Origin of the sequence: Streptosporangium oxazolinicum (assembly GCF_039537505.1) — a bacterium.
GTDB lineage: Bacteria > Actinomycetota > Actinomycetes > Streptosporangiales > Streptosporangiaceae > Streptosporangium > Streptosporangium oxazolinicum.
The window spans coordinates 263,288-282,972 of sequence record NZ_BAABAQ010000014.1 but is presented as its reverse complement, the minus strand read 5'-3'; the positions used below and the strand labels follow the sequence as shown (position 1 = coordinate 282,972).

At 69.2% G+C, this 19,685-nt stretch carries 20 protein-coding genes and 2 tRNA genes; 10 read left to right on the top strand and 12 right to left on the bottom strand.

The annotated features are described in order from the left end of the window. Positions 1-220 precede the first annotated feature (220 nt). Complete coding sequence (locus ABD817_RS32370) at positions 221-667, bottom strand: hypothetical protein (protein WP_344922076.1); 447 nt, start codon at positions 665-667, stop codon at positions 221-223. A gap of 433 nt (positions 668-1,100) precedes the next feature. Between ABD817_RS32370 and ABD817_RS32365 the strand changes: the two genes are divergently transcribed. Continuing rightward, on the top strand, positions 1,101-1,553 hold the full coding sequence (locus ABD817_RS32365) for a hypothetical protein (RefSeq protein ID WP_344922075.1): 453 nt from the start codon (positions 1,101-1,103) through the stop codon (positions 1,551-1,553). 327 nt (positions 1,554-1,880) lie between these two features. Next, positions 1,881-2,081, top strand: coding sequence for a hypothetical protein (locus tag ABD817_RS32360; RefSeq protein ID WP_344922074.1), 201 nt, complete (start codon positions 1,881-1,883; stop codon positions 2,079-2,081). 240 nt (positions 2,082-2,321) lie between these two features. On the opposite strand, the gene ABD817_RS32355 is transcribed toward ABD817_RS32360, so the two are convergent. The 7 genes from ABD817_RS32355 to galU all read right to left on the bottom strand — a co-directional run bounded on the left by ABD817_RS32355 (position 2,322) and on the right by galU (position 7,132). Beyond that, a tRNA-Ala gene (locus tag ABD817_RS32355) sits at positions 2,322-2,398 on the bottom strand. Between the two features lie 57 nt (positions 2,399-2,455). Next, on the bottom strand, positions 2,456-3,193 hold the full coding sequence (gene sepX / locus ABD817_RS32350) for a divisome protein SepX/GlpR (RefSeq protein WP_344922073.1): 738 nt from the start codon (positions 3,191-3,193) through the stop codon (positions 2,456-2,458). A gap of 124 nt (positions 3,194-3,317) precedes the next feature. Further along, a complete protein-coding gene (locus ABD817_RS32345) occupies positions 3,318-3,971 on the bottom strand; it encodes a GNAT family N-acetyltransferase (protein ID WP_329093706.1) in 654 nt (217 codons plus the stop codon). Between the two features lie 47 nt (positions 3,972-4,018). Beyond that, positions 4,019-4,492 carry a MogA/MoaB family molybdenum cofactor biosynthesis protein gene (locus ABD817_RS32340; protein WP_344922071.1) on the bottom strand — a complete coding sequence of 158 codons (474 nt, stop codon included), beginning with the start codon at positions 4,490-4,492 and terminating at the stop codon, positions 4,019-4,021. Between the two features lie 68 nt (positions 4,493-4,560). Next, complete coding sequence (gene moaC, locus ABD817_RS32335; protein WP_344922070.1) at positions 4,561-5,043, bottom strand: cyclic pyranopterin monophosphate synthase MoaC; 483 nt, start codon at positions 5,041-5,043, stop codon at positions 4,561-4,563. Then, on the bottom strand, positions 5,040-6,227 hold the full coding sequence (glp, locus tag ABD817_RS32330; protein ID WP_344922109.1) for a molybdotransferase-like divisome protein Glp: 1,188 nt from the start codon (positions 6,225-6,227) through the stop codon (positions 5,040-5,042). The genes moaC and glp overlap by 4 nt, the downstream gene beginning before the upstream one ends. Positions 6,228-6,232: 5 nt before the next feature. After that, positions 6,233-7,132 carry a UTP--glucose-1-phosphate uridylyltransferase GalU gene (gene galU, locus ABD817_RS32325; RefSeq protein ID WP_344922068.1) on the bottom strand — a complete coding sequence of 300 codons (900 nt, stop codon included), beginning with the start codon at positions 7,130-7,132 and terminating at the stop codon, positions 6,233-6,235. Positions 7,133-7,157: 25 nt separating this feature from the next. On the opposite strand from galU, the gene ABD817_RS32320 reads away from it, so the two are divergent. The 5 genes from ABD817_RS32320 to ABD817_RS32300 all read left to right on the top strand — a co-directional run bounded on the left by ABD817_RS32320 (position 7,158) and on the right by ABD817_RS32300 (position 12,268). Then, positions 7,158-7,739: a 5-formyltetrahydrofolate cyclo-ligase gene (locus ABD817_RS32320; protein ID WP_344922067.1), complete on the top strand. Its 582-nt coding sequence runs from the start codon at positions 7,158-7,160 to the stop codon at positions 7,737-7,739. A 130-nt stretch (positions 7,740-7,869) separates the two neighbouring features. After that, positions 7,870-9,375, top strand: coding sequence for a potassium/proton antiporter (locus tag ABD817_RS32315; protein WP_344922066.1), 1,506 nt, complete (start codon positions 7,870-7,872; stop codon positions 9,373-9,375). Positions 9,376-9,650: 275 nt separating this feature from the next. Then, positions 9,651-10,016 carry an FmdB family zinc ribbon protein gene (locus ABD817_RS32310; RefSeq protein WP_344922065.1) on the top strand — a complete coding sequence of 122 codons (366 nt, stop codon included), beginning with the start codon at positions 9,651-9,653 and terminating at the stop codon, positions 10,014-10,016. Between the two features lie 354 nt (positions 10,017-10,370). After that, the gene (locus tag ABD817_RS32305; RefSeq protein WP_344922064.1) at positions 10,371-11,180 is read left to right on the top strand and encodes an S-methyl-5'-thioadenosine phosphorylase; all 810 of its coding nucleotides are present in this window, start codon (positions 10,371-10,373) and stop codon (positions 11,178-11,180) included. A 482-nt stretch (positions 11,181-11,662) separates the two neighbouring features. Further along, complete coding sequence (locus ABD817_RS32300; RefSeq protein WP_344922063.1) at positions 11,663-12,268, top strand: RcpC/CpaB family pilus assembly protein; 606 nt, start codon at positions 11,663-11,665, stop codon at positions 12,266-12,268. Between the two features lie 263 nt (positions 12,269-12,531). Here the strand turns inward: ABD817_RS32300 and ABD817_RS32295 are convergent, their stop codons facing one another. Further along, positions 12,532-13,566, bottom strand: a complete 1,035-nt coding sequence (locus tag ABD817_RS32295; protein ID WP_344922062.1) for a D-alanyl-D-alanine carboxypeptidase family protein — start codon at positions 13,564-13,566, stop codon at positions 12,532-12,534. A 1,356-nt stretch (positions 13,567-14,922) separates the two neighbouring features. Here ABD817_RS32295 and ABD817_RS32290 point away from each other — a divergent pair. The 3 genes from ABD817_RS32290 to ABD817_RS32280 all read left to right on the top strand — a co-directional run bounded on the left by ABD817_RS32290 (position 14,923) and on the right by ABD817_RS32280 (position 16,307). Beyond that, positions 14,923-14,995: transfer RNA gene (locus tag ABD817_RS32290), tRNA-Arg, on the top strand. A 472-nt stretch (positions 14,996-15,467) separates the two neighbouring features. Beyond that, entirely contained in the window at positions 15,468-15,992 is a 525-nt protein-coding gene (locus ABD817_RS32285; protein WP_344922061.1) for a hypothetical protein, read from the top strand. Positions 15,993-16,025: 33 nt separating this feature from the next. Then, on the top strand, positions 16,026-16,307 hold the full coding sequence (locus ABD817_RS32280) for a hypothetical protein (protein ID WP_344922060.1): 282 nt from the start codon (positions 16,026-16,028) through the stop codon (positions 16,305-16,307). Between the two features lie 427 nt (positions 16,308-16,734). On the opposite strand, the gene ABD817_RS32275 is transcribed toward ABD817_RS32280, so the two are convergent. The 3 genes from ABD817_RS32275 to ABD817_RS32265 are packed head-to-tail and all read right to left on the bottom strand — an operon-like array spanning position 16,735 to position 19,104. Next, positions 16,735-17,178: an acyl-CoA thioesterase gene (locus ABD817_RS32275; RefSeq protein ID WP_344922059.1), complete on the bottom strand. Its 444-nt coding sequence runs from the start codon at positions 17,176-17,178 to the stop codon at positions 16,735-16,737. 13 nt (positions 17,179-17,191) lie between these two features. After that, entirely contained in the window at positions 17,192-17,566 is a 375-nt protein-coding gene (locus ABD817_RS32270) for a YybH family protein (RefSeq protein WP_344922058.1), read from the bottom strand. 44 nt (positions 17,567-17,610) lie between these two features. Next, a complete protein-coding gene (locus ABD817_RS32265; RefSeq protein ID WP_344922057.1) occupies positions 17,611-19,104 on the bottom strand; it encodes an FAD-binding protein in 1,494 nt (497 codons plus the stop codon). Positions 19,105-19,685 lie beyond the last annotated feature (581 nt).

Genomic DNA, 19,685 nt, shown 5'->3' with positions numbered 1-19,685 from the left:
GGACGCGAGAGGGGTTGCGAAGATCGCTTCCCGCGCCCAGGGAGATCGCTTCCCGCCAAGAGGGCTTAACAAAATGAGCTCGGCTGTGTTTTGGTCTCTCGCTGTGAACGACTTCGTGGTCTCGCCGTATCGACGTGCTCAGGGTGAGGACGTGGTCGTCCCTCTCGCAGAGGCAGAGGTCTCCGTTCTAGGAGCCGGACTCTTTCGGTGACCGCCTCGGTCAGACGAACATCCAGCAGTAGAGCAGTTGGTCGTGTTCCTTCGCGCGGCGAGCCAGCCCGACAAAATCCTTGACCAGGGACAGCAGGTATTCCCCGTCGTCCGAGGAGTGGGGAGAGAACTCCTCGATCCTCGCCCAGCGTTCCGCCACCGCGGGCAGGGATGAGTCGTCCGCGCCGGCGAGGATGTCACGCGCGTTCACCGGCAACTCGTCGATGACCGCCCCACCCAGGTAGGGGGAGTCCTCGGGCAGGGCATCCCACTCCTCGTCGGTCTGCGGAGCCGGATCGGGATACGAGGGGTACAGGGGCACCGTATCGACCAGGCCGAGGAAGAAGTCGACATCGCCGATGAACGCCACGAGCTGGCCCAGGATCACCTGAGGGTCGACCCATTTGGTCTCCACGGCGTCGAACCCGGCGACTCCGTACTCAGGATCGTCGATCACACGGGAACGGTCCGGTTGGACGGTCGCCGCCGCACGATCCGCAGCCCGGTAGTACTCACAGAAGACGCTCATGCCAGCGATCCTGGTCCGACACGCACAGTAGGGCAACTCCTCAGACATGCCTGCCCGGTGACATGACCAACGCCTTAAAGTTGCTGACCTGCTGCAAACCATCGTCACCAGCCTGATCCTCGCCCCCGTCCGGGCCAAAGGTCGCCGCTATTTCAAGCACTACCAAGGTGACGTCGGCATCGACGCCACCGCCATCCCCACCTGGGCCAAACCACCTCGCGCCAACAGAGGTCTGGCCTCGACCGAGATCACCGCAGGCTGGCATCACAGCGCCGGCAACGACCGGCCCACCTTCGGCTACAGCGCCACCCTCGCCACCGCCACCCGAACCCGCAGCACCTTGGGCACCTACCCGCAACTCGTGCTCGGCCTGGTCATCGACACCCCACACAAACGCGTCGGCCAAAACGCGATCACCACTTTGCATGGCTTTGCCCCACTCGGCCTGCCCGTCGGCGCCCTGGCCGTCGACCGCGCCTACACCGACCAGGCCACCGAGCACTTCGCTCGCCCAGCCCGCGCCCTCGGATACCACCTGACACTCGACCACAAACAAGACCAGCGCGGTCTGCAGGGCAGCGCGCACGGCGCCCTGCTCATCGACGGGAACCTCGCCTGCCCGCTGATGCCCACGCCACTGATCCACGCCACCAAAGACCTGAACGACAAGACCGTCCGCACCCCACCCGAGCAACTGAACGAGCTGATCGCAGCGCGCGAGCCCTACTGGCTCAAGCTCAAACAGAGCGCCGACGCCCAAGGACGGAACGGATACGACTGCAATGTCCAGCCGCGGATCCTTCCCCCTCGGTGACCTGCCCGCGTCTCAACCGCACCCGCCCCACCCCACCTGCCTCGCCCACAGCAGTGGATCTGACCAACGCTCGTCAGCGCGCCGCCCACCTGGCCGCCAAACCCACGATCCAACTGCCCGACAGCGAGAGAAAACGACCCCTTCCTCTGGCCGAGCTGCCACGCATCTGCCAGAAGTCGACCATCACGCTGCGCCCCGACGACCTCTGCATCACAGGATCGGCGCTACCTGACCCCCACCTGGCAGGCCGCTTACAAGAGCATCCGAGCCATCGCCAAAGGCGTCAACGGCAGGATCAAGGGCCACCACATCGATATCGGCGACCCGATGAACCGGCTCGCGCACGGCCGCGTGGCCCAAACGCTGCTGACCGCGCTCATGGTCTTCCTGGGCAACCAGCACATCCTGCTCAGCTGGCGGCAAGTCCACGACCACACCGAGGAGCCCGCGCCTCAGGACACGCCAACGCCTGACGAGCACGACCCCGCCCCGCCCACGGCAGACAGCAGACCACCGCCTCGCGAGTGATCCGCCCCGCCACCAACCGCACAACACCACGACGACCGCTGGGTTTCGCACGCCCACCGGCCGGTCCCACACGCGCTCACAGCGGTCCACCGCCACCAGCGCCCTCCGCCAGGGCCACCGCACGAGCCGAAATCAGCCCGCCCAGCGGCCACAGAGCCTCGGAAACGAGAAAATCCCGCCCGATCAAGCGATCGGACGGGATCTCGTCAACCGTTCCTGAGCTAACTCAAGAACGGCCCCTGGTGGAGATGAGGGGATTCGAACCCCTGACCCCTTCGATGCGAACGAAGTGCGCTACCGGACTGCGCTACATCCCCAAGACGTGGACTAGATTAGCAAACTTCCGGGGGCGCTCGCGCCATCCCGGGCGCGGATCAGTCGCCGACCGCGCGGCGGGGTGTCTCCGCGTACTGGTCGAAGATCTCGTCGCGGTGCGCGGCCAAATCGATGATCTCTGCCACGGGGCGCTGGGCCTCCAGCAGGGCGGCGCGGCGGCGGGCGCGCTTGGCACGTTCCGCGCGAGCCTGGGCGATGGCTCTGCGTCGCTCGGCGTCGATCTGGACCGTGACCCTGAGAATGGACATGTAGCCGCCCAGGAGCACCACCGAGGGGGCCACGCCCCACCAGGGGATCACCTGGACGGCGGCCGTCACCACGGAGGCGAGCAGGAGCAGCACGCACCAGAATGTCAGGCGCCTGCGCTTGGCCACCTGCGTGGCCCGGCGGCGGAGCTCCGCACGGCGGCGCTCGGACGCGGTCCTGCGGGTGGCGGGCCTGCCGGTCGCGGGCTTCTCGGCCGGGGGCCGGGCGGGCGGGGCCTCGGTCCCGGTCTCGGGCGCGGCCTGGGCGCCCGGTGAGGCTTCCTCGGCGCCGGGCGAAGGAACGTCGTCTCCCTGCGGAGACGGCGAGGACGGGGCGGTGGAGGACACCGGCAGGGGCTCGACGAGGGTCTCGGCGGAGTCCTCGTCGATCGCCCGCTCGTCGTAGGCGTACGGCTCGGTGTCCTTGTGGGGCTCGGCGAGGGTGTTGCGGTCGCGGTGCAGCCACATGGGCACGAGCACGCACAGCCACATGACGACAATGGCCAGATAGAGAACGACACCGCTGCTCACGGCCACCTCCGGGCAGCATGAGGGCACGGGTGGTCTCCCGGCGTCCTCAATCTGCTCATGTCACGCACCGTAAGACCGCGTGTCACTGTTTGACGAGCATTCGATGCGGTGTGTCGCGAGATCTTCAAACCTCTTCGTGCGGAGTGCCACCATGGGCGGCCGCCTCACGGGCCCGTCGCCACCGCACGAGCAACCCTCTCGGCGCGTCTTCGACCGTGAGTGCGTAACAGATGTGGTCGCGCCAGGCACCGTCGATGTGCAAATGCCTACGTCTGATGCCCTCTTCCCTGAAACCAAGCTTTTCAACCACTCTGCGGCTCGCGTGATTCTCTGGGCGAATATTGGCCTCGACGCGGTGCAGGCCGGTGGTGAAGAAACAGTGGTCGACGGCCATCGCGACGGCGGTGGGGGTGATCCCGCGACCGGCCAGCGCGCCGTCCACCCAGTAGCCGATCTGGGCCGACCTGGCGGAGCCCCAGACGATGGCGCCCACGGTGAGCTGCCCGGCGAAGGCGCCCTCGTAGGTGACGACCCACGGCAGCGCGAGCCCCTGCCTGGCCTCCCTGCGGAGGGTCCCGGCCATGGAGATGTAGGGACCGAGACCGGTCCTGAAGAGAGGGGTTTCGGGGTTGCTCGGCTCCCAGGGGCGGAGCCAGTTCGCGTTGCGCAGCCGCGATTCCCGCCAGACGCGCACGTCTCGCAGCCGCAGCGGCCGAAGTCCTACCGGGCCTTCCGTCAAGGTCACCGGCCAGCCACGAAGTCGATCCACGCCTTCCATCATCCCCCCAACAGGGCCCGCCGTGCCATGGAAGCCGGGCAGGCGGGTCAGCGGGGGTGATCTCCTCCCCTGATCTGGTCCACGGCGTGCCTCAGCACGGGAGACAGCACGCCCATGCCGTCGCGTACCCCTCCCGAGGAACCCGGCAGGTTGACGATCAACGTGCCGCCTGCCTGCCCGGCGAGCCCGCGGGACAGGATCGAGGTGGGCACCCTGTCCCGGTTGACGTGGCGGATCGCCTCGGCGATGCCGGGGACCTCCCTGTCGATCACCCGCCGGGTCATCTCCGGGGTGAGGTCCATCGGGGTGAGGCCGGTGCCGCCGGTGGTGACGATCACGTCGTATCCCTCGGCGACCCCGGATCGCAGTGCCGCCTCGACCGGATCGCCGTCGGGGACCACCTCCGGGCCGTCCACGTCGCACCCGGCCGCCGCGAGCAGCTCGGCCAGCAGCTTTCCCGAGGTGTCCTCGTACGTCCCGGCGGCGGCGCGGTTGGACGCGGTGATCACCAGAGCTCTCATGGGATCATCCTTTCAGCCTGTCGGGGATCCGGCCTCTTGGAAAACCGTGGAAACGCCGGAAGAGAAGGTCAGGGGCGGGTCCAGATCCCCGTCTTGCCGCCGGTCTTCTCCTCGACGCGGACATCGGTGATCACGGCCGCCGGATCGACCGCCTTGACCATGTCGATCAGGGCGAGCGCGGCGACGGAGACCGCGGTCAGCGCCTCCATCTCGACGCCGGTACGGTCGGCGGTCTTGACCCGTGCCGTGATCTCCACCCCCTCGTCGGCCACGACCAGCTCGACCTTGACCCCGTGCAGCGCGATGGGGTGGCAGAGCGGGATCAGGTCGGGGGTCCGCTTGGCGCCCATGATCCCGGCGATCCGCGCGGTGCCGATCGCGTCGCCCTTGGGGACCTCACCCGACCGCAGCAGCGCCACGGCCCCGGCGGACAGCAGCACCCTGCCGGTGGCGGTCGCCGTACGGAGGGAGACGTCCTTGGACGAGACGTCCACCATGCGCGCGGCGCCGGTCTCGTCGAGGTGGGTGAATCCGGTGTCCCGTTCGTTCACAGGGGGATGACCTCCACGTCCGTACCCTCGGGAAGCTCGGTGACGTCCTCGGGCACCACGATCAGGGCGTTGGCCGAGGCCAGGGCGGCGAGCTGGTGGGAACCCTGCCTGCTCACCGGGCCGACCGTACCGCCGGGACCGAGCACGCCGCGCAGGTAGGAGCGCCTGCCCTCGGGCGAGTGGAGCGGGCCCGTGGTGAGCGCCCGCACGGTCGGCGTGGGCTCCTCGGGCAGGCCGCCCATCTTGCGCAACGCGGGCCGGACGAACAGGACGAACGATACGAACGACGAGACCGGGTTACCGGGCAACGCGAAGATCGGTATCTGGTCCTCGCCGACCACGCCGAAGCCCTGGGGCATGCCCGGCTGCATGGCGACCCGCTCGAAACGGACCGTGCCGAGCGGGCCGAGGGCCTCCTTGACGGGCTCGTACGCGCCCATCGAGACGCCACCGCTGGTGATCACCAGATCGGCCCGCAGGAGCTGCGCGTCGAGCTGGTCGAGGAACCCCGCGGCGTCGTCGCCGACGATTCCCGCCCGGTAGCCCTCGCCGCCCGCCTCGCGGACGGCGGCGACCAGGGCGAAGCTGTTGGACTCCCAGATCTGACCGGCCCCCAGGGGAAGTCCCGGCTCGACCAGCTCGGCTCCCGTGGATATCACGACCACCCTCGGGCGGGGCCGTACGAGAACCCGGCGACGGCCGAGACCCGCCAGCACCCCGAGCTGCGCGGGCCCGATCGGGGTGCCCGCGGGCAGGACGACGTCGCCCGCCCGCACGTCCTCGCCGGACCTGCGGATGGCGTTCCCCTCCCGCACCGGACGGCCGATCGCGACCTGCGCGGTGCCGCCGTCGGTCCACTCGACCGGGACCACCGCGTCGGCCCCGGCGGGCAGCGGGGCCCCGGTCATGATCCGCATGACCATGCCGGGGCCGATGGCCTGCAACCGGCCGTCTCCGGCCGCGATGTCGTCGATCACCGGGAGCGTCACCGGGGCGTCCGCGACGTCCTCGGCCCGCACGGCGTAGCCGTCCATCGCGGAGTTGTCGAACGGAGGCAGCGCGACCGGGGCCGTGACCTCCTCGGCCAGCGTGGTGCCCAGCGCCCGTTCCAGCTCCACTTCGAGCGGGGCGAGCACCCGCACGGTACGCAGGATGTCGGAGAGGTGGTCGTCGACCGATTTCATGGAGCTCATCGCGAGGCCAGGAACTCCTTCAGCCAGGGCATGAACTCGGGTGCCAGGTCGGGACGCTCGGCGGCGAACTGCACCACCGTACGCAGGTAGTCGAGCTTGTCGCCGGTGTCGTAGCGGCGTCCCTTGAACAGCACCCCGTGCACGGGGCCGCCCTCGTCGGCGCCGCGCCCGGCGAGGGTCCGCAGGGCGTCGGTCAGCTGGATCTCGTTGCCGCGTCCCGGCGGGGTGTTCTCCAGGACCTCGAAGACGGCCGGGTCGATCACGTACCGGCCGATGATGGCCCAGTTGGACGGGGCCTCGTCCGCGGGGGGCTTCTCCACGAGGTCGGTCACCCTGACCACGTCGTCCTCGGCGGTGGGCTCGATGGCGGCGCAGCCGTACAGGGAGACCTGCTCCCTGGGGACCTCCATCAGCGCGATGACGCTGCCGCCGTGCGTGCCGCGTACCTCGATCATGCGCTTGAGGAGCTCGTCGCGGTGGTCGATGAGGTCGTCGCCGAGCAGGCAGGCGAAGGGCTGGTCGCCCACGTGCTGCTTGGCGCACAGGACCGCGTGGCCGAGGCCGCGCGGCTTACCCTGCCGTACGTAGTGGAGGATGGCCAGGTCGGCGGGCTCCCGCACCTGGGAGAGGCGCGCGTCGTCGCCCTTGGCCTCCAGGATCTCCTCGAGTTCGAGGGCGCGGTCGAAGTGGTCCTCTATGGAGCGCTTGTTCTTTCCCGTGACCATGAGGACGTCGAGCAGCCCGGCGGAGACGGCCTCCTCGACGACATACTGGATCGCGGGCTTGTCGACGATGGGCAACATCTCCTTGGGGGTCGCCTTGGTCGCCGGAAGAAAACGGGTGCCCAGACCCGCTGCGGGAACGACGGCTTTCGTCACAGCTTCGAAGTCGGCCATAACCGAAACCTTAGTGGAGGGACCTGTGGACAAGCTGACGCTGCGTGCCACGATCGAGGCCGCACGCGCCTCGATCCCCGACGAGCAGCGGCACGCGGCCTCCGTCCGGATCAGGGAATCCCTGATGGAGCGGCCCTGGGTCCAGATGGCCGGGCTGGTCGCGTGCTACTGGTCGATCGGGACGGAACCGGCGACCCACGGGCTGGTCTTCGCCCTGTGGAAACACGGCGCGACCGTGATCCTGCCCGTGCTCCGCGACGACGACGATCTCGACTGGGCGGTGTACGACGGCCCCGACACCCTCGCCCCCGGCCGCTTCGGGATCATGGAACCGGTCGACACCCGGCGCGGGATCGACGCCGTCAGGACCGCCGCCCTGGTGATCGTGCCCGCGCTGGCGGTGGACAGGGCCACCGGGGTACGGCTGGGCCGGGGCGGCGGCTCCTACGACCGGGCGCTGGCGCGGGTCGGCCCGAACGTGCCGACGGTGGCGCTGCTCCACGACGGTGAGCTGCTCGACGGCGTGCCCGCCGAGCCCCACGACATCGCGGTCCGCTACGCGGCGACCCCCGAGGGGATCTTCAAAACCGCCGCTGCGGGGGTGTGACCGACCGGCGGGATCCCTGCCCGGCGCGGGACCGAAGGCGCCGGGACCGTGACAGGGAGTGCGCGCCACCCGTGCGTGGCGGCCCTTCCGAATGCGACACAATGGTCCCCGGAATCAGAGAGGGGACCAGATGGGACTGGACGTCTGGCTGCTTCTCGGTGCCGGAATCGTCATCGCGGCCATCGTCGCGGTGCGTGTCGCCCATCGGAGCGGGCTGCCCAGCCTCCTGATCTTCCTGGGCTTCGGGTTGCTCGTCGGCGAGTCCGGGCTCGGGCTGCAGTTCGAGAACCCGCAGCTCGCGCAGCAGATAGGCCTGATCGCGCTGGCGATCATCCTGGCCGAGGGCGGTCTGACCACTACCTGGAGCCACGTCAAGGGAGCCATCCCCACCGCCCTGGTGCTCGCCACGGTCGGGGTGGGAGTGAGCATCGCGGCCGTCGCGATCCCGGTGCACCTGATCCTCGACCTGGACTGGCGGACCTCGCTCCTGCTCGGCGCGATCCTCGCCTCCACCGACGCCGCCGCCGTCTTCTCCGTGCTGCGCCGCCTGCCCCTGCCGCCGCGCCTCGCGGGCATCCTGGAGGCCGAGTCGGGCCTCAACGACGCGCCCACGGTGATCGCCGTCATGCTGCTGAGCGCCGCGACCTCGCCCAGCCTGGGGGTGGCGCTGTTCGAGGTGCTCTTCGAGCTGGTGGTGGGCGCGGCCGTCGGCCTGGCGGTCGCCCCCCTCGGCGCGTACGCGCTGCGCCGCATCGCGCTGCCCGTCTCCGGCCTGTACCCCATCGCGGTGCTCGCGCTCGCGTTCGTCGCCTACGCGGGGGCGACGCTGCTCCACGGCAGCGGCTTCCTCGCGATCTACCTCGCGGCGTTGGTCATGGGCAACTCGCGGATGCCGCATCGCGCGGCCTCGCGGGGCTTCGCCGAGGGCGTGGCCTGGCTGGCGCAGATCGGCCTGTTCGTCATGCTCGGGATGCTGGCCAGCCCCTCGGAGATGCCGTCCGCGATCGTCCCCGGCCTGGTGGCCGGACTGATCCTGGTCGCGGTGGCCCGCCCTCTGTCGATCGTGGTCTCCGCGCTGCTGACCCGGCTGACGGGCATCGACCGGCTGGGCTGGCGTGAGCAGGCCTTCCTGTCATGGGCCGGGTTGCGCGGCGCGGTGCCCATCGTGCTCGCGACCATCCCCTGGGCGGCCAACTCCGTCGAGGACGGCACCGCCAAGCTCGTGTTCAACGAGGTCTTCGTGATCGTCATCGTCTACACCCTGCTGCAGGGGCCGACGCTGCCGTTCGTGGCGAAACTCCTCAAGCTGACCACGCCCGACGAGGCCCGCGACCTGGAGGTCGAGTCGGCGCCGCTGGAGGAGCTCAACGCCGATCTGCTCCAGGTCAGGGTGCCGCCGACGTCCAAGCTGCACGGTGTGGAGATCTTCGAGTTACGGTTGCCCACGGACGCCCAGGTGACGCTGATCGTCAGGGACGGCCGGACGTTCGTACCCACCGACTCCACGAGAATCAGGATCGACGACCAACTCCTGGTGGTGACCACGGCCGCCTGCCGTGACATGGTGGAGCGCCGAATGCGCGCGATCAGCCGCAAGGGTAAGCTCGCCGGCTGGTTCGGGGAGCGGGGCACCTGACCAGGGGGTCTGGCCGCGTCGGCCTGGAGGTTTGGCCACGTCGGCTTGGAGGTTTGACCGCGTTGGCTTGGAGGTTTGACCGCGTTGGCTTGGAGGTTTGACCGCGTTGGCTTGGAGGTTTGGCCACGTCAGATCGGAGGTTCGGCCACGTTCGATGGGAATTCGGCCACGGAATGCGGGGACTCCGGCTCGCGTTTAAGCTTGTCAGCTGCATACCATTAGCAGTCGCGCCACTAGAGTGCCAATCGGCGCGCGGATCACACGAGGAGGAGAGCGTGCCCACCTACCAGTACGCCTGCACTGCCTGTAACAACCAGTTCGAAATCGTCCAGAAGTTCTCCGACGATGCTCTCACCGAGTGCCCGAGCTGCGCGGGCGACCTGCGCAAGGTGTTCTCCGCGGTCGGCATCGTCTTCAAGGGCTCGGGCTTCTACCGGACCGACAGCCGGTCCTCGTCGTCGAGCACCGTGAGTTCCACGAACGGCTCGTCAAGCTCGTCAAGCTCCTCGGACTCCTCCGGTTCGTCGTCGTCCTCGTCTGGTTCATCTTCATCTTCATCCGATTCGTCGTCGTCTTCGTCGAGCTCGTCGGATTCCAAGGCGGCGAAGGCCGCGAGCAGCCCGGCCACCGCGGCTTCCTGAGCCGTATCCCTACCCCTGCCGCTGCCCCCGTCCTCCGCCCCTTCGCATTCTTCGCCCTCCCGCCCCCTTCCCCCTCTCGCCCCCGAACCCAGCTCTTCAGCCGGCCGTTCATGGGCGGCCACCTGACCGGCCGCCCCGAGCCGTGGCCTTTCACCCCGTCCTTTCACCGGACGGCACGGGACGGACGAGCCCTCCCGCGCCTGTCGCCGGCACCACCGGACGGCCCGCGCGACCTCCGCTCGACGTCCCGCCGCTCCCACAAGGACGACCGGACGATTACCCGGCGAACGCGGTTATCCACAGGCTGTTACCGGGGCTCCTCAGAGACCGGTCCGTGGCGCTAATCTCAGCTTCATGGTCAATCGCGCGGACATCGGGGTCATCGGCGGCTCGGGCTTCTACTCCCTGCTCGACGACGCCACAGAGGTCGAGATCACCACGCCGTACGGCCCGCCAAGCGACGTCGTCACCGTCGGCCGGATCGGGGGGCGCTCGGTCGCCTTCGTTCCCCGCCACGGTCGCGACCACCGCTTCCCACCACACCGCATCCCCTACCGGGCGAACCTGTGGGCACTGCGTTCCCTCGGTGTCCGCCAGGTCCTGGCCCCCAGCGCGGTCGGCTCCTTACGCGCCGAGATCGGTCCCGGCGCCTTGGTCGTCCCCGACCAGCTCGTCGACCGCACCTCCGGTCGCGTGCAGACCTACTACGACGCGGGCGGCGTCGTCCACGTCGCCTTCGCCGATCCCTACTGCCCCTCGGGCCGTACGGCGGCCGTCTCCACCGCGGGTTCCTCCGATTGGGAGGTGGTCGACGGCGGCACCCTCGTGGTCATCGAGGGCCCGCGCTTCTCGACCCGTGCCGAGTCCCGCTGGTTCAGCGGCAACGGCTGGTCGATCGTCGGCATGACCGGCTTCCCCGAGGCCATCCTCGCCCGCGAGCTCGCCCTCTGCTACACCACGATCTCCCTCGTCACCGACCACGACGCCGGGGTCGAGGCGGGCGAGGGGGTCACCCACGAGGAGGTCCTCTCCTTCTTCGCCACCAACGTCAACCGCATGCGCTCCCTCGTCGGCGACGTCGTCGCCGCGCTCCCCGAAGAACGCACCTGCCCCTGCCCGAACGCCCTGGACGGCCTCAAGCTCCCCTTCGACCTCCCCGGTTGATCGTGTCGCGCTAGAGCCTGTTTTGTGGTTCTTTTCGCCTACCGCAGTCGCCCAGGCGGCGCCCCGCGGTGTTGTCGTCGTCGCCCATAACTCCGTTATGGACTCCGTTATGGGCTCCTCCTCCGCCGTGCGGGGCATCCACCTGGATGATCCTCGCCACGGCGAAGATCCACAAAACAGGCCCTGGGCCGGGCGTCACCGCCATGCGCACACCCGGCAGGAAAAGCCGCCCCGCCCGCTTCCCATCCACGCCATCCGGATCCGAATTCGGGCTCGGTTCGAACTTTGAGCTCGGACCAGGACTCGGACTCGGCAAGGATCCCCTGAGTCCTGAGTGGGGTCTTCCCCCATTACCGGCACCAGCACCGCCCCGCCGCCCGGCGGGGCACCCCATCCCCGTCTCCCCGTCCCGCTACCCGGCGGGGCGTCCTCCCACCCGTCACGGGCACCGCGCCGCCCGGCTCCCACCCCTGGAGTCAGCCATGCGCGCTCTGCGCCGCTTTCTCGGTCGCCGTCACCGTCTCATCGCCACCGTCGTCGCCGCCCTGGCGATGGGATGCGCCGTACTGGCGCTGCGCCCGGACACCGCCTCGGTGACCGTCCTGATCGCCGCCAGGGATCTTCCCGGAGGCGCGCTGGAGGCGGCCGATCTGATACCGGCTCCGTTGAGACCCGGTACGGTCCCCGACGGCGTCCTGCGGCCCGGCACGCCGTTCGCGGGAAAGATCCTGACGGGTCCCGCGCGGCGCGGGGAGCCGCTGACCGACGTCCGCCTGCTCGGCCCCGGCCTCCTGGCCGCCCACGGTCAGGGAACGGTCGCCATCCCCGTACGGGTCGCCGATCCCGAGACCGCCCGCCTGCTCTCGCCGGGCGACGTGGTGGACGTGCTCGCCGCCACCTCGACCTGGGACGGCACCGCTCCGGCGACCGTCGTGGCCGAGGACGTCGCGGTCCTCGCCACACCGGGCGGGGAGTCGGAGCGGGGCGCGCTCGTCGTGCTGGCCACCACGTCGGCCCAGGCGACCGAGCTGGCCTCCGCCCAGGCGGGTGGGCGGCTCTCCGTCACAATCGGCCCCCGCACGCGATGACCCGCCGATGGGGTTGCTCAGCTCGGGGGTGACCAGGGTGATCGGCCCCGCGCGCGGTGACCCGCCGATGGGGTTACCCGGCCCGGCGGTGACCAGGGTGATCTGCCCCGCACGCAGTGACCCGCCGATGGGGTTGCTCAGCTCGGGGATGACCAGGGTGATCGGCCCCGCGCACAATGACCCACCGGTGGGATTGCCCGTCTCGGGGGGTGACCAGGGTGATCGACCCCGCGCACGATGACCCTTCTTACCCGCGACAGGACCTACAGCAGGGAGCCGATCTTGGGGTCATACTCCCAGTGCCAGGGCTCGAAGGGGCTGACATAAGCCCATTTAGGGTGGATCCAGCCAAACTTCTTGCCGTTGGTCTCCAGCCAGTTGAACTCGGCCGACCGGAAGCGCTCGACGCCCCCGCACAGGTCGACGGCGAGCCCCAGCCCGTGGTTGCTCCGGCCGGGAACCGCGGCCAGACCGGGCCTGGTGTAGTAGACCGACTGCTGCTCGGCCAGGCTCCGATAGCTGTCGGTCACGCACATCGGCCTGCCGAACTGCCGCTTGTACGACTCGTTCAGGCTGATGAACGCGAGCGCGGCGTCACCCCGCAGCTGGTTGCCCCGCTGCTGGAGCGGGCAGAGGTACGCCTGCGGGATGAGCCCGTTGGGAAACTCGTCCATGGAGGTCGCCCTGGTCGGGTCGCACCCGGCCGCCGGTCGCCCATCCTTGTTGATCTTGACGCCCAGTTTCACCAGCGCCTTGGTCAGGGACTGCACGATCTTCTGCGAGCGCGTCCTGAGCGTCTCGATCTCGGCACCCATCTGCGCCTCCGCGAGGAGATTGCCCGCCCGGAGCTCCTGCGCCTCACCTGCGAGACGCTCCCGCTCCACCTGAAGGCGACTGCTGTCTTCAAGGATCAGGTCCCGCTCGGCGACGAGCTGGGTGACACCGGCCATGGCGCGCAGGGTGTCGGCGCCGGAGTCACCGGACAGGAAACCGGCCACGTCTCCCCCGATGGGCTGCTGGTAGAGGAACCCGACGAGATCCGACAGTGGCTGCCGAACCTGGGCGAAGGCCCTCTCGGCCACCTGCAGCTCCCGCAGCTTGACGGAGAGCTCCTTCTCCGAGGTGCGGATCTGGGTCCGCCGCTGCTCCAGGGCCTTGGTCGCGTCCTCAAGATCCTTCGCGGCCTTCTCCGCCTCGCGACGCAATTCTGTGAGATTCACCGGCTCCGCGGCGACGACGGCCTGAACCTCCGCCGGCGCCCGCTGCGCGGCAGCGGCTCCCGGCAGGAAGGAAGTCATCGTCGCGACGACGGCGATCAGACCCGCTGATCGACGAGGTGGCACGTTCGACCCCTCCGTTTGCGAACTCGTGACCTGGGTCAGGCACGCACGCTACTACAGCTGACCAAGTGCACGGGCCAGACTCTCCACAGCCGCTATGCGCCGAACACCCCTTTTTGTTACCGGACAAGTCAGACTTCTTGCCGCCCGCGCTTCTTGCAGACCTCCCAGAGCCACGTCCCCCTCCACTCCGCCGGACACCCGTCCCGGGGCTCAGGTCGCGCAAGTGGCGGCGTCCGCTTCCCCTGAGGCTCAGGTGCCACAGAGGGCGGCAATGCCACCTTCCGTGACCCTCTGGAGCCTTGCGGACGGGTCTCTATGGGAACGACCGCATCTGGCTCACCCGCATCATCCGTGCCACCGATCTCACGTGGGCCACTCGACCGACCGACCCCACCCGGACTCTCCCCCGCACGGCGTACTCCCGACCTCGCCGCCACGGGCACCCACCCCTCGTACACCCGATCCGGCCGCAACGGCGGAGGCACCAGCCTCGGCCCGAACATCCGGCTCCGCACAGGGCCGACCACGACCGGCACCACGGCCACCGCTTCTCCCCGACCCTCCAGATCCCTGGAGTCCCCCTGCTCCCCCTGACCTTCCTCCTGCCCCTGACCTTGTCCCTGACCCTCCCACTGCCCCTGCCCCTCCCACTGACCTTGGCCCTGGCCCTGGCCCTGGCCTTGGCCCCCGGAGTCTGCCGGGTCTGTGGGCGACTCCTCGTCCGGAGACCCCGCAAGCCCCCCGCCCCCCGGCCGAGACACCGCGCCGCTCCAGGCTTCCCCACTTTCCTGGAATCCCCGCCGCTCCCCGCCTCCCACCCAGAAAGCCTCGTCTTCGTGCAGCCTCTCAGCTACTCCGCTTTCTGCGGCTCCCCCGGCCTCCCCGAACCCCCCGCTTGCCTCTGCCCCCTCGGCATCTCTGACCTTTTCGGCTTCCCCGCCCCTGTCGGCCCTCCCGGCCCCTCCGGCCCCTCCGGCTTCCCCAAGCCCCTCGGGCTCCGCACCGGCGTCGGCCATCTGAACGGCGGCCTCGTAGCCTGTGAGCTCGGCCACCAGTAACCCTCCGGCCAGAAGCGCGGGCGCCAGCATCGCACCACACAGCACCACCGGCCGCAGGGCGCGATGCCCGCGAATGCGCTTCCGTCGCCTGTCGATCACGGACCGTGACACTAACCTCGCCCACCACCGCACACCCACCCACTTGCCGCCCTTTTACTCCAGGCCAGCGAACCGATAACCCACCGTCTGCCCCCAACTCCCCCTCCAAGCGCGCAACCACTCGCCACTTTCGCTACTCTTACTAGGAGCCCCTGCCTCCGTAGCTCAGGGGATAGAGCACCGCTCTCCTAAAGCGGGTGTCGCATGTTCGAATCATGCCGGGGGCACTCTTCTGACCAGTGAAAACGCCTGTTCACCTGGGTTTCGCACGCTCCCCCTCCGCTGGCCGTATGCAATTGGATGCCACTGTAGGTAGGCGCATGTCAGCGGTCATGGAGTACGTACGTGATGATCTTGACTGCGTTTTCGCAGATCGCGGCCGGCGACTCAGGCATCTGTGGAGTGAGTCGTCGCCCTCCGAAGCAGATCATCGTGCTGGACGCTGTGCTTCCAGTGACGCTGGAGTCATTCGCTCGTCGTGAGTACTCATGGCGAGCACGTAGAAGCGGGGCATGTGCCAGTCTGGCCCTCCCCTCGTACCGTGGAGGTTTGGGCCAAGGGGGCGGGTCACGGGAGAGGGTTTTTGGATCTCTGAACCCTGCCGAAGATCAGAGAGCATAGGCCGACCGCGACGGTTACGTCCTGTGTGAAATCCTCACAGAATGATCTCTCAGGACGTCACGACGGTACGGTGTGCCGGTGGGGGACATCTACGAACTCGTGCTGTCGGTGGACATTCGTGCTGGTGTGACCGACGACGAGCTCGCCGAGTTGCGGTGGCATGTGGGGCAGGGGCCACGGCCTGAGCGACTGCCGATCGGCACTGACAGATACGTGGAAACCTATCCACTCGGTGATCCCGACGACCCCGATTGCGAGTGGGAAGACGCGGAGGCGGAGCCCGTGTTCGCGCAGCGCGGCGCTGCCCGATGGGTGGGGGGCGCGCTCGTCGCCGAGTTGGTCGCGCGAGAGCGATCGGACGGCTGGGCGCTGACGGTACGCCAAGAACTCCATCCCGACGACTTCTACCGGCTCCGGACACTGCTGGACTGGCTCGGCCGGTGCTCGGTCGGCGCACATGCCGGCGGTGTCGAATCCTTCGTCGGCTACCTGCGCTTCCACGAGAGCGCTGAGATCGCGTCACTCATTCTCGTGAACGGGCGGATTCGCGTGCCGGAGGACATCGAATCGCATACCCCGCACTGGGAGGACACCACGTGGTGACCGGCCCGGCCCGTGACACGGTGGAGAAGGCAGATGAGATCTGGACGGGCGTGGCGCTACTGGCTGATCTTCGTTCTGAGCGTCGCTCTGGTGCTCACAGTCGGGGTCCATATGGCCAACCGTGACGATCCGGAGAAGGCGAGGCGATCGGTCCCCACGCCTGCCAGGGAAGACGACGCGCCGAACGCGAAGATCATCGACAAGGATCAGCGTATCGAGGTTGACGAGAACAGCCCGTTCTGGCCGCTGATCGAGGAGCTTCGAAGCGCTTCCCCTCACAGTGATTCCACGGCCACGGATTCCAAGAAGGAGTGATCGGAGCGACCGCCGGCCCCAGAGAGGTTACGGAATGATCATGTTCCGGGTGATTATTGATCGAGAGATTCTCGCAGGTCAGAGCAGACACCGTACCGGATGAGTGATCGTTCTCGGCGGCCACGGCACCGGCCGGGAGCACACCGGCGACCACGCCCGCGGCGCGTCGTGCACCCATTGGGAGTTTTCCTTGCTCCGCGGAGCCGACAGGTTCTCGCTTTCCGGAAAGCCTGGTCGCCGGGCTCGACATCGAGAGCTCAGGAAGAGCACGCCGTACAGGAGCGTCACCCGGGTCGGGCCTCCGTGGCGACGTCCTACCCGGGCGCGGGTGGTCGACGGCGTCGAGCACGGTCGCGGGACGCCCGCGTCGCGGGTCGTTCACCGAGAGCCGTGCTCCACGCTCATCCTCCGACATCGCCGCCAGGCCTCACCCCGCTCGCTCAGGTGTCGAGACGGAGAGCACGTCGGGCCGCGTGGCCAGCTCGTGCAACGTGGCACGCGGGTCCGGGAGCAGGCGGCGCGTGGTCAGATCGAGCAGCCCGATCACGCTGTCGATCCGGGCGACCGGAATTCCATCGGGTGTGTGGAAGCGCTGCATGAGCTCGACGAGCTTGCCCTGCCCCCCGCTGATGGTGCAGCCCACGTCGACCTCGTCGCCGGCCCGCAGCTCGCGCTGGAACCGGACGGTGGCCTTGAGCAGCACCGGGCCGATGCCGGCCTCGCCCAGGACGTCCGGGGTGAAGCCGGCGGCTTGCAGGAACTGCCAGCGGGCGTGCTCCGCGTACTGCATGTACACGGCCTGGTTGAGGTGACCCTGCCGATCGAGTTCGTAGCCCCGCACCTGGATGCGGACGCTGAACGGATTCCCCATGTCGGCCCGCCCTTCAGGCCCCGACCGGATCGTCGAAGACGATCCGCCACGTGCCGTCCGGCTGCTGGCGGGACACCACGGTGCCCTTGCCCCTGAGGTCGATCGGCTCGCCGGCCTCGTCCTTTCCCGTGAGGTGCCAGTCGGCGTGCGTCATGGCGATGTCGCCGGACCGCATCGCGCTGGTCAACGTGATGTCGGCCGCCGTGATGACGGTGAACATCGACCTCAGGGACTTGGCGACGGCCTCAAGCCCCACCTCGTGCGTACCGTCCGGCGGCGTGACGAGGATGCCGTCCGGCTCGAACAGGTCAAGCATGGCCTGCGGGTCGTTGGCGTTGAAGGCCGCGGCGATGAGGCCGGGGATTTCTTCCGGGCGTTGTGCCGGCATTGTAGGGTCTCCTTACTGGAGGGAAAGGGTGGGCCGTCGGCGGGTCAGCCGAAGATCCCCTGGCCCGGCGTGAGGATCGAAGCCGGGTCGTATCGGCGCTTCAGGTCGACGAGGTGGCTCCAGCGCGACCCGTAGTGGGCCCGCCAGTCGGTACGGGTCATCGAGGGCACCGAGCCGACGAGATACCGCTTCGCTCCGAGCGCGACGGCCCGGTCGTAGAAGCGGCGGTTCTGCGACAGCAGACCGGGGACGTCCGGGTGGTTCGGGGCCGGGATCCGGATGAGGCTGACCTCGAAGAACTCGTTCGTGTAGCGCTGGGGCAGCATGAAACTGGGCCGGGTGAGCGACCGTGAGTCCATCGGCGAGATCCGGACCGGGCCGGGGCCCATCTGGGTGGCCGTCAGCTCGCCGAGCACGGTGTCGAGGTAGGCCGGGGTGTTGTGGACACCGACGAACATCATGAGCCACGGCTTCTTGCTGCCCCAGAACCCGGCGGCCTTGAGGGCCGCCCAGTTCGGGTCGAAACGCAGCAGCCAGTCACGGAACGGCATGTCGGCCGTCGGGCCGGCGGTCGCCTGGGGCGAGAGCACGGCCTGTACGGCGGCGACGTTGGGCTGGGCGGGCGCCGAGTAGAAGATGCCGAGCGCGAGGCGGTAGGTCCAGCCGCCACCGGGCTTGGGCTCGGCGTAGCCGTTCTGGTCGTTGACCACGCCGGCCCGCATGATGGCCAGCGAGTCCCGCAGGAAGGCCGCCCGGTCGGTGTAGGTGAACTCGAGCGAGCGGGCGGTCGTCTTCGCCGGGATCAGCTTGATGCCGACCCGCACGATGATGGCGAACTGCCCGCCGCCGACGAGGACGGCCTCGAACAGCTCACGGTTCCTGTCGCGGGAGCAGGTGACCAGCTCGCCGGTGCCCGTGACCACCTGGAGCCACTTCACGTTGTCGGCCTGCGAGCCGTAACGCTGGCTGGTGCCGCCGAGGCCGCCGACGCTCAGCGTGCCGCCGATCGACAGGTGGGCGAAGTCGTTGTAGACGGGCAGCGTCTGGCCGGACTCGAGCGCCCGCAGCGCCAGCGTCGACCAGGTGACACCGGCGTCGACGTCGGCGATGCCGTGCGAGACGCTGTGGATCGAGCCGAACGGCTTGGGGTCGATGGCGATGCCGCCGTCGACCAGGGCCTGCCCGTAGTGCGAGTGCGACTCGCGGTCCTCGGTGCCGGTCCCGCTCTGGCCGTTGACGGCCACGGGGATCCGGTTGTGGCGGGCGTAGCGAACGACCTTCTGGACGTCGTTCACCGAACCGGGAGTCAGGACGGCCTGGGGCCGCCGCGTGAACAGGTGGCCGAAGTCCTCGGTGAACGCCGACGGGTCGGCGGGGAGGACGAGCGTGCCGTCGAGGGCGGGAACTGGCTGGACGCCTGCCGTGGAACCGGGGGTGGTGGCCCATGCTTGGGTAGTGGAGTTCCACCCCAGGACCGTCGCGCCCGCTCCAACAACCAGGCCGGACAACATCTTCCGGCGGGTAAGCTCGGTGTGCATGCCTCGTTAGTACGCCCGGAAGCGCAAGGGGAGCGCAAGCCCGCGCCGCGTAGCAGCTACACGCCGGGCATGGCGATGTGGCCGTGGAGCCCATGATCACGCTACCCCGTCGAGGGACCCGATCGGGGTCTCGGCCGGAGGCGGGGAGTAGCCTTCAGAACGGTCTGAGCGCGGCCTGAGCGCGTCTCTGCGTCCGTCGCGCGGTGTGTCCGGCGGACGGGGAGTCACGGGCGCGGATCGCGGACGTCTGGGTGCGCGGGCATGGCATACGGCCGTCGTTGGGGTTGCGCTCGCCCGAGACGGGTGCACCGCGGAGCTCGTGGCGCGCATCGGGTCCGGGCCCGACGAGGTGGGTCTGGCCCCGCGCGGGCATGGGTGTTCCGTAGCAGCGTCGAGCCGTTCGGGGCGGTGCCGTTCCGACACCGGATGCCGGATGCCGGATGCCGGTTGTCTTGGCGCGGCCAAGCAGGGGTTCCCGCGCGAGCCCGGCGTCGGCGAGCACGGCAGCTCGTTCGGCATCGCGCGGTCCGTCGCGCTGGCCGTCGCGGGCCGCCGGGTGGTGATCGAGCGGGCGCTCGCCA

Bases quoted from the DNA above. Each gene is read 5' to 3' on its own strand.
- ABD817_RS32345 (WP_329093706.1), bottom strand. From the start codon at position 3,971: ATGGAAGGCGTGGATCGACTTCGTGGCTGGCCGGTGACCTTGACGGAA.
- ABD817_RS32340 (WP_344922071.1), bottom strand. From the start codon at position 4,492: ATGAGAGCTCTGGTGATCACCGCGTCCAACCGCGCCGCCGCCGGGACG.
- ABD817_RS32360 (WP_344922074.1), top strand. From the start codon at position 1,881: ATGAACCGGCTCGCGCACGGCCGCGTGGCCCAAACGCTGCTGACCGCG.
- ABD817_RS32265 (WP_344922057.1), bottom strand. From the start codon at position 19,104: ATGCACACCGAGCTTACCCGCCGGAAGATGTTGTCCGGCCTGGTTGTT.
- ABD817_RS32315 (WP_344922066.1), top strand. From the start codon at position 7,870: ATGGGACTGGACGTCTGGCTGCTTCTCGGTGCCGGAATCGTCATCGCG.
- ABD817_RS32300 (WP_344922063.1), top strand. From the start codon at position 11,663: ATGCGCGCTCTGCGCCGCTTTCTCGGTCGCCGTCACCGTCTCATCGCC.
- ABD817_RS32270 (WP_344922058.1), bottom strand. From the start codon at position 17,566: ATGCCGGCACAACGCCCGGAAGAAATCCCCGGCCTCATCGCCGCGGCC.
- galU (WP_344922068.1), bottom strand. From the start codon at position 7,132: ATGGCCGACTTCGAAGCTGTGACGAAAGCCGTCGTTCCCGCAGCGGGT.
- glp (WP_344922109.1), bottom strand. From the start codon at position 6,227: ATGAAATCGGTCGACGACCACCTCTCCGACATCCTGCGTACCGTGCGG.
- ABD817_RS32305 (WP_344922064.1), top strand. From the start codon at position 10,371: ATGGTCAATCGCGCGGACATCGGGGTCATCGGCGGCTCGGGCTTCTAC.
- ABD817_RS32295 (WP_344922062.1), bottom strand. From the start codon at position 13,566: ATGACTTCCTTCCTGCCGGGAGCCGCTGCCGCGCAGCGGGCGCCGGCG.
- ABD817_RS32280 (WP_344922060.1), top strand. From the start codon at position 16,026: ATGAGATCTGGACGGGCGTGGCGCTACTGGCTGATCTTCGTTCTGAGC.
- ABD817_RS32275 (WP_344922059.1), bottom strand. From the start codon at position 17,178: ATGGGGAATCCGTTCAGCGTCCGCATCCAGGTGCGGGGCTACGAACTC.